General features: G+C 69.9%; 9 protein-coding genes. 4 read left to right on the plus strand and 5 right to left on the minus strand.

Annotated elements, in window-relative coordinates; genetic code table 11:
• Positions 1-24 precede the first annotated feature (24 nt).
• The gene (locus ACZ6ZP_RS05310; RefSeq protein ID WP_469405593.1) at positions 25-2262 is read left to right on the plus strand and encodes a heavy metal translocating P-type ATPase; all 2238 of its coding nucleotides are present in this window, start codon (positions 25-27) and stop codon (positions 2260-2262) included.
• Between the two features lie 425 nt (positions 2263-2687).
• On the opposite strand, the gene ACZ6ZP_RS05315 is transcribed toward ACZ6ZP_RS05310, so the two are convergent.
• Positions 2688-4034 (minus strand): citrate synthase, encoded by a 1347-nt coding sequence (locus ACZ6ZP_RS05315; RefSeq protein ID WP_351164607.1) that lies wholly within the window; start codon positions 4032-4034, stop codon positions 2688-2690.
• Positions 4035-4219: 185 nt separating this feature from the next.
• Positions 4220-6457, minus strand: coding sequence for an SF1B family DNA helicase RecD2 (recD2, locus tag ACZ6ZP_RS05320; protein WP_351164608.1), 2238 nt, complete (start codon positions 6455-6457; stop codon positions 4220-4222).
• Positions 6458-6799: 342 nt separating this feature from the next.
• On the opposite strand from recD2, the gene ACZ6ZP_RS05325 reads away from it, so the two are divergent.
• Entirely contained in the window at positions 6800-7321 is a 522-nt protein-coding gene (locus tag ACZ6ZP_RS05325; RefSeq protein WP_469405595.1) for a DUF937 domain-containing protein, read from the plus strand.
• Positions 7322-7692: 371 nt separating this feature from the next.
• On the opposite strand, the gene ACZ6ZP_RS05330 is transcribed toward ACZ6ZP_RS05325, so the two are convergent.
• The 3 genes from ACZ6ZP_RS05330 to ACZ6ZP_RS05340 are packed head-to-tail and all read right to left on the minus strand — an operon-like array spanning position 7693 to position 10849.
• A complete protein-coding gene (locus ACZ6ZP_RS05330) occupies positions 7693-8532 on the minus strand; it encodes a sugar phosphate isomerase/epimerase family protein (RefSeq protein WP_469405596.1) in 840 nt (279 codons plus the stop codon).
• Complete coding sequence (locus ACZ6ZP_RS05335) at positions 8529-9686, minus strand: dihydrodipicolinate synthase family protein (protein ID WP_383822567.1); 1158 nt, start codon at positions 9684-9686, stop codon at positions 8529-8531. Before ACZ6ZP_RS05335 ends, ACZ6ZP_RS05330 begins: the two co-directional genes overlap by 4 nt.
• On the minus strand, positions 9683-10849 hold the full coding sequence (locus ACZ6ZP_RS05340) for a Gfo/Idh/MocA family protein (RefSeq protein ID WP_351164613.1): 1167 nt from the start codon (positions 10847-10849) through the stop codon (positions 9683-9685). Before ACZ6ZP_RS05340 ends, ACZ6ZP_RS05335 begins: the two co-directional genes overlap by 4 nt.
• A gap of 121 nt (positions 10850-10970) precedes the next feature.
• On the opposite strand from ACZ6ZP_RS05340, the gene ACZ6ZP_RS05345 reads away from it, so the two are divergent.
• Positions 10971-12038, plus strand: a complete 1068-nt coding sequence (locus tag ACZ6ZP_RS05345) for a LacI family DNA-binding transcriptional regulator (protein WP_351164614.1) — start codon at positions 10971-10973, stop codon at positions 12036-12038.
• A 41-nt stretch (positions 12039-12079) separates the two neighbouring features.
• Positions 12080-12652, plus strand: coding sequence for a Uma2 family endonuclease (locus tag ACZ6ZP_RS05350; protein WP_399977211.1), 573 nt, complete (start codon positions 12080-12082; stop codon positions 12650-12652).
• Positions 12653-12676 lie beyond the last annotated feature (24 nt).

Genomic DNA, 12676 nt, shown 5'->3' on the forward strand with positions numbered 1-12676 from the left:
TCATACCGGACGTACGAAAGAGCCATGAACGAAGTCGAACTCGCCGTCGGCGGAATGACCTGCGCCTCCTGCTCCGCCCGCATCGAGAAGAAGCTGAACCGCGTGGAGGGCGTGACCGCGTCGGTCAACCTCGCCACGGAGAAGGCGAAGGTCTCGTACGCGGACGGGGTCGAGGTCGGGCAGCTGATCGCGACGGTCGAGAAGCTCGGCTACACCGCTCAGGAGATCGTCCCGGCTCCCCCCGAGCCGCAGGCACCGACGACCACCGCCGACATCACCGAGCCCGACACCCTGCGTCAGCGCCTGATCGGCTCGGCGGTGCTCTCGCTGCCCGTCGTCCTGCTCGCGATGATCCCCGCGCTCCAGTTCGACAACTGGCAGTGGCTCTCGCTGACCCTGGCCGCGCCCGTCGTCGTCTGGGGCGGGTTCCCCTTCCACAGGGCGGCCTTCACGAACCTGCGGCACGGCGCGGCCACCATGGACACGCTGGTGTCGGTGGGCACGCTCGCCGCGTTCGGCTGGTCCCTGTGGGCGCTGTTCCTGGGGGACGCGGGGATGCCGGGGATGCGGCACGGCTTCGCGTTCACGGTGTCGCGCGCCGACGCATCCTCCACGCTCTATCTCGAAGTCGCCGCGGGCGTCATCACGTTCATCCTGCTCGGCCGCTGGCTGGAGGCCCGATCGAAGCGGAAGGCGGGCGCGGCCCTGCGCGCCCTGCTCGAACTGGGCGCCAAGGACGCGGCCGTGCTGCGGGACGGCGCGGAGGTCCGGGTCCCGGTCGCGCGTCTCGCCGTCGGCGACCGTTTCGTCGTACGTCCCGGGGAGACCGTCGCGACCGACGGCACCGTCGTCGAGGGCTCCTCCGCGCTCGACGTCTCGACGCTGACCGGCGAGTCCGTCCCGGTGGACGTGGCCGCGGGCGACGCGGTGACCGGGGCGACCACGAACGTCTCGGGGCGGCTCGTCGTCGAGGCCACGCGCGTCGGCTCGGACACCCAACTGGCCAGGATCGCCAGGCTCGTCGAGGACGCGCAGACCGGCAAGGCCGAGGTACAGCGCCTGGCCGACCGGATCGCCGGGATCTTCGTGCCGGTCGTCCTGATGATCGCCACCGCCACGCTCGGCGGCTGGCTCGGCGCCACCGGCGACGTGACCGCGGCCTTCACGGCGGCCGTCGCCGTCCTGATCATCGCCTGCCCGTGCGCACTCGGCCTGGCGACGCCGACCGCCCTGATGGTCGGCACGGGGCGCGGCGCGCAGCTCGGCATCCTCATCAAGGGCCCCGAAGTCCTCGAATCCACCCGCCGGGTGGACACCGTCGTCCTGGACAAGACCGGGACGGTGACGACGGGACGCATGACGCTGCGGGACGTGTACGCCGCCGGGGAGACCGAGGAGAAGCAGCTGCTGCGGCTCGCGGGCGCCCTGGAGCACGCCTCCGAGCATCCGGTGGCGCGGGCCGTCGCGGCGGGCGCCGCCGCCGAGTTGGGGCTTCCCGTGGGCGCTCTGCCCGCCGTGGAGGGGTTCGAGAACGTCGCGGGGTCCGGCGTGCGCGGCACGGTGGAAGGACACCGTGTGCTCGTGGGCCGTGAGCGGCTGCTCGCGGACGCGGGGGTCGAGGGGCTCACCTCGGTGGCCGCGCTCAAGGCGGAGGCCGAGGCGGCGGGACGTACGGCCGTCCTGGTCGCCTGGGACGGCGAGGCACGCGGCGTCCTCACCGTCGCCGACGCCGTGAAGGACACCAGCGCCGAAGCCGTGCGCGAGCTGCGCGCCCTGGGCCTTGCGCCGGTGCTGCTCACCGGGGACAACCAGGCCGTCGCGCGGGCGGTGGCGCGGGCCGTCGGCATCGACGCGGACTCCGTGTACGCCGACGTCCTGCCCGAGGACAAGGTCGATGTCGTACGGCGGTTGCGGAGCGAGGGCAAGGTCGTCGCGATGGTCGGGGACGGGGTCAACGACGCCGCCGCGCTCGCCACCGCCGATCTGGGCCTGGCGATGGGCACGGGCACGGACGCGGCCATCGAGGCGAGCGATCTGACGCTGGTGCGCGGGGACTTGCGCGGGGCCGCCGACGCGATCAGGCTCTCCCGCAGGACTCTCGCCACGATCAAGGGCAACCTCTTCTGGGCCTTCGGCTACAACGTGGCCGCGCTGCCGCTGGCGGCGGCCGGGCTCCTGAATCCGATGATCGCCGGCGCCGCGATGGCATTTTCTTCGGTCTTTGTCGTGACCAACAGCCTCCGACTCAGAAACTTCACATAGTCTCTTCACATCGTGGTTGCAGCATTCTCACGCCTGAGTCCCGATCGGCATTTCGGGCCTCTTGCGCATGTACAGGACATATGCAGGAGACGCAGATCACAGCGATCCCAACGTAACCATTCGGGGGGCTCGCGAGTCTAAGAGGACGATGCCAGGGACGTCTTGGGGGACGTCTCTAGACATCGGGGACATCTTGGGGGATGTTCCTAGGAATGCGTTGGCCGGGACACGTGCACCGGGGAGCTTGAGCGGCCCTCCTGTACGTACGCGTCCCGGCAGATCGCAGTACGACTGGCGCGCTGCCACCACAGACGCCCGGCCGGATCCCGTGGGGGGAATCCGCACCGGGAAACAGGAAAGCGCCCCGACCGTCGACCCGTGGGGGGATCGGCGGCGGGGCGCTTTTCGCTTGGGTGGTGCGAAGGTCAGCGACCCTCGACCGGGATGAAGTCCCGGAGAACCTCGCCCGTGTAGATCTGGCGCGGGCGCCCGATGCGCGATCCCGGCTCCTTGATCATCTCGTGCCACTGCGCGATCCAGCCGGGCAGCCGGCCGAGCGCGAACAGCACGGTGAACATCTCGGTCGGGAAGCCCATCGCGCGGTAGATGAGGCCCGTGTAGAAGTCCACGTTCGGGTAGAGCTTGCGCTCGACGAAGTAGTCGTCGGCCAGCGCGTGCTCTTCGAGCTTGAGCGCGATGTCCAGCAGCTCGTCGTCCTTGCCGAGAGCCGAGAGGACGTCGTGCGCCGCCGCCTTGATGATCTTCGCCCGGGGGTCGAAGTTCTTGTAGACGCGGTGCCCGAAGCCCATGAGCTTCACGCCGTCTTCCTTGTTCTTCACCTTGCGGATGAAGTTGTCGACGTCGCCGCCGTCCTGCTTGATGCCCTCGAGCATCTCCAGGACGGACTGGTTGGCGCCACCGTGCAGCGGGCCCCAGAGGGCCGAGATGCCGGCGGAGATCGAGGCGAACATGTTCGCCTGCGACGAGCCCACCAGGCGCACGGTGGAGGTCGAACAGTTCTGCTCGTGGTCCGCGTGCAGGATCAGGAGCTTGTCCAGCGCGGAGACGACGACCGGGTCGAGGTCGTACTCGGCGGCCGGCACCGAGAAGGTCATGCGCAGGAAGTTCTCGACGTAGCCGAGGTCGTTGCGCGGGTAGACGACCGGGTGGCCCACGGACTTCTTGTAGGCGTACGCCGCGATCGTCGGAAGCTTGGCGAGCAGGCGGATCGTCGAGAGGTCGCGCTGCTCCTCGTCGAACGGGTTGTGGCTGTCCTGGTAGAACGTCGACAGCGCGCTGACCACGGACGACAGCATCGCCATCGGGTGGGCGTCACGCGGGAAGCCGTCGTAGAACCGCTTGACGTCCTCGTGCAGCAGCGTGTGCTGCGTGATCTCGTTCTTGAAGCTGGCGAGCTCGTCGACCTTCGGCAGTTCGCCGTTGATCAGCAGGTACGCCACCTCGGTGAAGGTGGAGCGCTCGGCCAGCTGCTCAATCGGATAACCGCGATAGCGCAGGATGCCCTGCTCGCCGTCGAGGTAGGTGATGGCGGATTTATACGCGGCGGTGTTGCCATAGCCGCTGTCCAGGGTCACCAGACCGGTTTGGGCGCGGAGCTTCCCGATGTCGAAGCCCTTGTCGCCGACGGTCGAATCGATCACCGGGTAGGTGTACTCGCCATCGCCGTACCGCAGTACTACAGAGTTGTCGCTCACGTCATCCCTCACCGACGTTGTGCCTCTTCTTCGAGGTGCCCTGACTGTCTCTACCATCCCCCATTTGGCCCTGGAGAGTGCACTCGGGGTCGACCATTGGGCCTAATGGCGGCACTCAGTGCCGCCAACCTACTCATCCTGCCCCCCTGTGCCCCGGTTGCGGAAGTGGTGTGTGACCTTTCCTACTCGTTTGATCGATCAAAATTTCCGGGGGTGGATCCGGGGGCGGATCCGGGGGCGGTTCATGGAGTGGAGCCACGGCCTCCGGCGAGCCGGAAATCCAGGGCCGTACAGCGTCTGCCCGCGGAGACCGTGCGCACCGCTTGCCCCAGAGCCTTGCGCGAACCGACCAGGACGACCAGCTTCTTGGCGCGGGTGACCGCCGTGTAGAGCAGATTCCGTTGCAGCATCATCCACGCGCCCGTGGTCACCGGGATCACCACCGCCGGATACTCGCTGCCCTGGGAGCGGTGGATGGTGACCGCGTACGCATGAGCCAGTTCGTCCAGTTCGTCGAAGTCGTACCCAATCTCCTCGTCCTCGTCCGTAAGGACCGTGAGCCGCTGCTCGTCGGAGTCGAGCGAGGTGACTACTCCGACGGTGCCATTGAAGACGCCGTTCTGCCCCTTCTCGTAGTTGTTGCGGATCTGGGTGACCTTGTCGCCGACGCGGAAGACGCGGCCGCCGAAGCGCTTCTCCGGTACGTCCGGCCTGCTGGGGGTGATGGCCTGCTGGAGCAGGCCGTTCAGGTTGCCCGCGCCCGCGGGGCCGCGGTGCATCGGGGCGAGCACCTGGACGTCGCGGCGGGGGTCGAGGCCGAACTTGGCCGGGATGCGGTGGGCGGCCACGTCCACCGTGACCCGGCCCGCGTCCTCGGTCTCGTCCTCCACGAAGAGGAAGAAGTCCGAGAGCCCCTGGGTGATGGGCGGCACTCCGGAGTTGATGCGGTGGGCGTTCGTGACGACGCCGGACTGCTTGGCCTGGCGGAAGATGTGCGTGAGCCGGACCGCCGGGACGGGGCTCCGCTCGCTGAGCATGTCGCGCAGGACCTCGCCGGCGCCGACGCTCGGCAGCTGGTCCACGTCCCCGACGAACAGGAGGTGGGCGCCGGGGGCGACGGCCTTCACCAGCTTGTTGGCCAGGAGCAGGTCCAGCATGGACGCCTCGTCGACCACGACGAGGTCGGCGTCGAGCGGCCTGTCCTTGTCGTACGCCGCGTCGCCTCCCGGCTTGAGCTCCAGGAGGCGGTGGACCGTGGAGGCTTCGGCGCCGGTCAGCTCGGCGAGGCGTTTGGCGGCGCGGCCCGTGGGGGCGGCGAGGACGACCTTGGCCTTCTTGGCGCGGGCCAGCTCCACGATGGAGCGGACCGTGAAGGACTTGCCGCAGCCGGGGCCGCCGGTGAGGACGGCGACCTTCTGCGTCAGGGCGAGCCTGACGGCCGCCTCCTGCTCGGGGGCGAGGTCGGCGCCCGTCCGGGTGGCGAGCCAGGACAGGGCCTTGTCCCAGGCCACGTCCCGGAAGGCGGGCAGGCGGTCGTCCGGGGTCTTCAGGAGGCGCAGGAGCTGGGCGGAGAGGGAGAGTTCCGCGCGGTGGAAGGGGACGAGGTAGACGGCGGTCACGTCCTCTTCGCCCTCGGGGCCGGGGACCCTCTCGCGTACGACGCCTTCCTCCTCCTTGGCGAGCTCCGCCAGGCAGTCGATGACCAGGCCCGTGTCCACCTGGAGCAGCTTCACCGCGTCCGTGATGAGGCGCTCCTCGGGGAGGTAGCAGTTGCCCTGGTCGGTGGACTGGGAGAGTGCGTACTGGAGGCCTGCCTTGACGCGTTCGGGGCTGTCGTGGGGGATGCCGACGGACTGGGCGATGCGGTCCGCGGTGAGGAAGCCGATGCCCCAGACGTCGGCGGCGAGGCGGTAGGGCTCGTTCTTCACCACGGAGATGGAGGCGTCCGCGTACTTCTTGTAGATGCGGACGGCGATGGAGGTGGAGACGCCCACGCCCTGCAGGAAGACCATCACCTCCTTGATGGCCTTCTGTTCCTCCCAGGCCGCGGCGATCATCTTGGTGCGTTTGGGGCCGAGGCCGGGGACTTCGACGAGGCGCCCCGGCTGCTGCTCGATGATGTCGAGGGTGTCCACGCCGAAGTGGGTGGTGATGCGGTCGGCCATGACGGGGCCGATGCCCTTGATGAGGCCGGAGCCGAGGTAGCGGCGGATGCCTTGGATGGTGGCGGGGAGGATGGTGGTGTAGTTCTCCACCGTGAACTGCTTGCCGTACTGGGCGTGGGAGGCCCAGCGGCCCTCCATGCGGAGGGACTCTCCCACTTGGGCGCCCAGCAGTGCGCCGACGACGGTGAGGAGGTCGCCTGCGCCGCGGCCGGTGTCCACACGGGCGACCGTGTACCCGTTCTCCTCGTTGGCGTAGGTGATCCGCTCCAGGACCCCTTCGACCACCGCGCCGCTTGCTGTCGCTGGGCTTGACATGAGCCGACGTTATCGCCCGGCACTGACAGCGTGGGAAGCCTGTGGATAACTCCCCCGGGGGTGTGGGAGTGGGGGCAGCGGGGTGGCGGGAAAGCTTCGAAGGGCCCGGCTTTTCGGCCGGGCCCCTCGGGTCTCCCCTCCCCTGTCGGTACCCCGCGATCCCCCCAGATCCCCCCTACGGGAGTCCCGACGCAAAGTACGACCCGCGTCGGGCGGAAAGGGTTGCACGGGCAAGGCTTCTTTCTTTCAGGGTGTTCTCGGGATGCCTTCGGGATGCCTCGGGGGTGCCTTGGGGGTGCCTTCGGGGTGCCGACGAAGTTGGGCGGAAGTAGCGTTTCCCCCATGAGCGACGAATCCCCCGAAACCACGCCCGGCACTTCACTGGAGAAGGACGTCCTGGACGAACTCGGCGACGACAAGCTCCAGGAGATCGCGGGGCTGCTCGGTACGGATGCGGCCGGGGCGCAGGACGTGGTGGGCACCACGGTGACCGCGCTTTCGGGCAACCTGCGGGAGAAGGCGGCGGACCCCGCGGAGGCGGAGGAGGTCGAACAGGCCCTCACCGAGGCGTCGCCTCCGCAGGGGATCGCCGGGTTCGGGGGCTTCGGAGGGCTCGCGGCGGGCGGAATGCTGTCCGGGGTGCTGGCGAAGATGAGTCGGCCGGTGGCGAATGCGGTGGCGAAGAAGACGGGCCTGCCGGCGGCTTCGGTGACCCGCGTGATCGAACTGCTGATCCCGGTGCTGTTGACGGTACTGACGAAGCGGGCCCGGACGTCGTCGAAGCCGACGGCGGGGGCGGGGCGTTCCGGGGGCGGCGGCCTGGGGGACTTGCTGGCCCAAGTCCTGGGCGCCAAGAAGAAGTAGCCCTGCCGGGGGGGCACCGGAGCGGGGCCGCGCCGCCTTAGGGGCGGGGCCGCGCCGGTATGTCCGTCCTCGCTATCGTCCGGTGGCCGCCTTGGCACTTCGGCCCCGGAGCGCCGCGAACCGTGCTCCGGGCGGACAAACCGGCCCGCCCCCTCCCGAGCGCTCCCGACTGCGGGTCAACGGGCGGGTGGGCGGGAAGGCTTGTTCGTTCAGGGGCGGATGCGGGGTTTCGGGCGGGTGGGCGGGAAGGCTTGTTCGTTCAAGGGCGGATGCGGGGTTTCGGGCGGGTGGGTGGGGAGGCTTGTTCGTTCAAAGTTGGATGCGGGGATTCGGGTGGGTGGGTGGGGAAGGAGGGCTGCGGAGCCCCCCGGCTAGCAAGCGTGGTGCAGGTAGTTTGTTGAGGTTTCCGACAGGAGTTGTCGGCCGTCCCTCGACCACAGCTCCTCGTTGAAGAGTTCAACCTCGATGGGGCCCCCGTAGCCCGCCTCCTCGACCAAGGACCGCCACGACCGCAGGTCGATCGCGCCGTCGCCCAGCTGCCCACGCCCGTTCAGTACGCCCTGCGGCAACGGCGTGATCCAGTCGGCCAGTTGGAACGCGTGCAGGCGTCCACCCCGACCCGCGCGGGCAATCTGCGCGGGCGCCTGGTCGTCCCACCACACGTGGTACGTGTCCACGCACACCCCGACCTCCGCCGCCGGAAAGCCCTCCGCCAGGTCGAGGGCCTGGGCCAGCGTGGAGACCACGCAGCGGTCCGACGCGAACATGGGGTGGAGGGGTTCGATGGCCAGGCGGATCCCCCGCGCTGCCGCGTAGGGAGCGAGCTCGGCCAGCGCCTCGGCGATGCGCGAGCGCGCGCCCCGCAGATCCTTGCTGCCCTCGGGCAACCCGCCCGAGACCAGCACCAGCGTGTCCGTACCCAGCGTCGCCGCCTCGTCGATCGCCGCCTTGTTGTCGTCGATCGCCCGCACGCGCGCGTGCGGGTCGATCGCCGTCAGGAAGCCTCCCCGGCACAGGGTCGTGACCGTCAGGCCCGCGTCCCGCATCAGCTTGGCGGTCGCCTCCAGCCCGTAGGACTGGACCGGCTCTCGCCATAGGCCCACCCCCGGAATGCCCAAGTCCGTGCAGGACGCCGCCAGTTCCGGCAGCGACAGTTGCTTCACCGTCATCTGGTTGATGGAGAAGCGTGCCAAGCCCTCGCCCTCGCTCATTGCCGCACTCCGTACAGGGTGAGAAGAGTTTTCATGCGGGACTCCGCCAGGCGCGGGTCCGGGAACAGGCCCAGGCCGTCCGCCAGTTCGTACGCGCGCGCCAAGTGCGGCAGCGAACGCGCCGACTGAAGGCCGCCCACCATCGTGAAGTGGGTCTGGTGGCCCGCCAGCCAGGCCAGGAACACCACGCCCGTCTTGTAGAAGCGGGTGGGCGGCTGGAAGAGGTGGCGGGACAGTTCGACCGTGGGGTCGAGGCAGGCGCGGAACGCCTCCGTGTCCCCCGTGTCGAGGCGGCGCACCGCCTGCGCCGCCAGCGGAGCCAGCGGGTCGAAGATGCCGAGCAGGGCGTGGCTGAAGCCCTGGTCGTCGCCCGCGATCAGCTCGGGGTAGTTGAAGTCGTCGCCCGTGTAGCAGCGGACGCCGTCCGGCAGGCGGCGGCGCAGGGCGATCTCGCGGCCCGGGTCCAGGAGGGAGATCTTGATGCCGTCGACCTTGTCCGGGTGCGCGGCGATGACCTCCAGGAAGGTGTCGGTCGCCGCGTCCAGGTCCGCGCTCCCCCAGTAGCCGGTGAGCGCCGGGTCGAACATCGGGCCGAGCCAGTGCAGGATCACCGGCTCGCTCGCCTGGCGCAGGAGGTGGCCGTACGTCTCCAGGTAGTCGTCCGGGCCCTTCGCCGCCGCGGCGAGCGCCCTGGACGCCATCAGGATCACCTGTGCGCCGGTCGACTCGACCAGGGTCAGCTGTTCCTCGTACGCCGATCTGACCGTCAACAGGTCGGCCGGGCCGGTGAGTTGGTCCGTCCCCGCGCCGCAGGCGATCGCGCCGCCCACCGACTTCGCCTCCGCCGCCGAGCGCGTGATCAGTTCCGCCGCGCCCTTCCAGTCCAGGCCCATCCCGCGTTGCGCCGTGTCCATCGCCTCGGCCACGCCCAGGCCCTGCGCCCACAGGTGGCGGCGGAAGGCGAGGGTCGCGTCCCAGTCGACGGCCGCCGGTGAGTCCGGGGAGACGTCGGCGCGGGGGTCCGCCACCACGTGCGCCGCCGAGAAGACCGTGCGGGAGGTGAGGGGGGAGCTCCCGGGCGCCGGCTGGGCCGGGTTCTCCCGGGGTTCGTACGTGCGCGTCGTTCCGTCCTCGCACGGCAGCTTGAGCGTCACTGGGCGATCTCCGGAACCTCGATGCGGCGGCCCTCCGCCGAGGACTTCAGGCCCAGCTCCGCGAGCTGCACGCCGCGCGCGCCCGCGTGCAGGTCCCAGTGGTAGGGCGCGTCCGCGTACACGTGCCGCAGGAACAGCTCCCACTGCGCCTTGAAGCCGTTGTCGAACTCCTGGTTGTCGGGGATCTCCTGCCACTGGTCCCGGAAGGAGTGGGTGACGGGCAGGTCCGGGTTCCAGACCGGCTTGGGGGTGGAACTGCGGTGCTGTACGCGGCAGTTGCGCAGCCCTGCCACCGCCGAGCCCTCCGTGCCGTCCACCTGGAACTCGACCAGCTCGTCGCGGTTCACGCGGACCGTCCAGGAGGAGTTGATCTGGGCGATCGCGCCGCCCTCCAGCTCGAAGATGCCGTACGCGGCGTCGTCCGCCGTCGCGTCGTAGGGCTTGTCCTGCTCGTCCCAGCGCTGCGGTACGTGCGTCGCGGCAAGCGCCTGGACGCTGCGTACGCGGCCGAACAGCTCGTGCAGGACGTACTCCCAGTGCGGGAACATGTCGACGACGATGCCGCCGCCGTCCTCCGAGCGGTAGTTCCAGGAGGGGCGCTGGGCGCTCTGCCAGTCTCCCTCGAAGACCCAGTAGCCGAACTCGCCCCGGACGGACAGGATCTGGCCGAAGAAGCCGCCGTCGATGAGGCGCTTGAGCTTGAGCAGTCCCGGTAGAAAGAGCTTGTCCTGGACCACGCCGTGCTTGATGCCGGCGGCCTGGGCGAGGCGGGCCAGTTCCAGGGCTCCGGCGAGGCCGGTGGCGGACGGCTTCTCCGTGTAGATGTGCTTGCCCGCCGCGATGGCCTTCTTGATGGCCTCCTCGCGCGCGGACGTGACCTGCGCGTCGAAGTAGATGTCGATGGTGGGGTCGGCGAGGACCGCGTCCAGGTCGGTCGAGACGCTCGATCCGGCGTCAAGTCCGTGGCGCTCCGCGATCTCGCGCAGTGCGCGCTCTCTGCGGCCCACCAGGACCGGCTCGGGCCACAGCACCGTGCCGTCGGCGTCGCCCAGGGGCAGTCCGCCCTGCTCGCGCAGGGCGAGGAGCGAGCGGACGAGGTGCTGGCGGTAGCCCATCCGTCCCGTCACACCGTTCATGGCGATGCGCACCGTCTTGCGAGTCACAGGGGTCCCTCCGTACGCAGGTAAGCGTATAGCAAGCGCTTTCTATCCAAGAAGAAGCTAGCCTGCCGCACAAGGTTCGGACAAGGGTTTCGGACCAGAGCCGTGACCGGAGGACGACGAGATGACCGTGACCCTGGCGGACGTGGCGGCACGCGCCCAGGTCTCCCCCGCCACCGTCTCCCGCGTACTGAACGGCAACTACCCCGTGGCGGCGGCCACCCGGGAGCGCGTCCTGCGGGCCGTGGACGACCTCGACTACGTCCTCAACGGGCCCGCGAGCTCGCTCGCCGCGGCCACGTCCGATCTGGTCGGCATCCTGGTGAACGACATCGCCGACCCCTTCTTCGGGATCATGGCGGGCGCCGTCCAGTCCGAGATCGGCGGCCCCGGCGGGCGCGCCGGGGGCGAGCGGATGGCCGTGGTCTGCAACACGGGCGGCTCCCCGGAGCGCGAGCTCACCTATCTGACCCTGCTCCAGCGCCAGCGCGCCGCCGCGGTCGTCCTGACCGGCGGCGCCCTGGAGGACCCCGCGCACGCCGCCGCGATGTCCGCGAAGCTGGCCCGGCTCGCGGACGCGGGAACCCGGATCGTGCTCTGCGGGCGGCCCCCGCTGGAGGACTCGGACGCGGCGGTGGCCACGCTCACCTTCGACAACCGCAACGGCGGGCGGCGGCTCACGGAGCATCTGCTGACGCTCGGGCACCGCAGGATCGGGTACGTGGCGGGGCCGATGGAGCGCACGACGACCCGGCACCGGCTCGAAGGCCACCGGGACGCGCTCGCGGCGTCCGGCGCGGGCAACGCGGGCAACGGCGACCAGGACGAACTGACCGTGCACGGCCCCTACACCCGCCGGTCCGGCTACGAGGCAACCCTCGAACTCCTGCGCCGCGCCCCGGACCTGACCGCCATCGTGGCCGCCAACGACACGGTCGCCCTGGGCGCGTCCGCCGCCCTGCGCGAGCGCGGCCTGCGCATCCCCGAGGACATCTCGGTGGCGGGCTTCGACGACCTGCCGTTCTCGGTGGACGCGGTCCCCGCCCTGACGACCGTACGCCTGCCGCTGTACGAGGCGGGCGCCCGCGCGGGCCGCCTGGCCACGGGCGCGGAGGAGGCACCCCCCGGCGGCGTGGCGACGATCGGCGCGGAACTGATGGTCCGGGGGTCGACGGCGCCGCCGTGTCGGTGAGGCCTCGATGTCGTTGACGTCCTCGGGAAAAGGAGGCTCATATGGCAGTCATGGTCATGGATGCACCCAGCGCCTGGGACGTACTGGACGGCGTCAACCTTCCCCGCGGCTACCGCGTCGAGATCACGGAGGGGAAGATCATCATGACGCCGCAAGGTGAGTACCAGTGGAAAGTCATCCTGAGGGCGGCTCCCCAGATCGAGCAGCAGCTCGCCGCACACGGTGACATCCTCTCGGACGTCATGATCGACTTTCCGTCCAGTCAGTACGGGTACGCACCTGCCCTGGCGATCGTCGCCCCCGGAGCAGAACGCAACAGCCGTGGCCGCTACGAGTGGCACAGCCTGGAGGCGGTCCTTGAGGTCGTCTCGCGGAGCAGCCGGGACAACGACTTCGCCAAGAAGTTCCACCTCTACGCGGAATGCGGCATCCCGCTCTACGTGGTCATCGATCCCGAGGACGGCGTCTGCACCGTCCACCGCGGCCCGACCAGGACCGGGAACTACGAGGACGCGGCCAAGATCCCCTTCGGCCAGGATCTGACCCTGCCTCTCCAAGGGCGCGACATCACCATCACGACCGACGGCTTCCCCAAGGCCGGGGACCTGGACTGAGCCCGCGCATCCCGCGCGACAGGG

Source organism: Streptomyces sp. NPDC054047, from assembly GCF_055585065.1.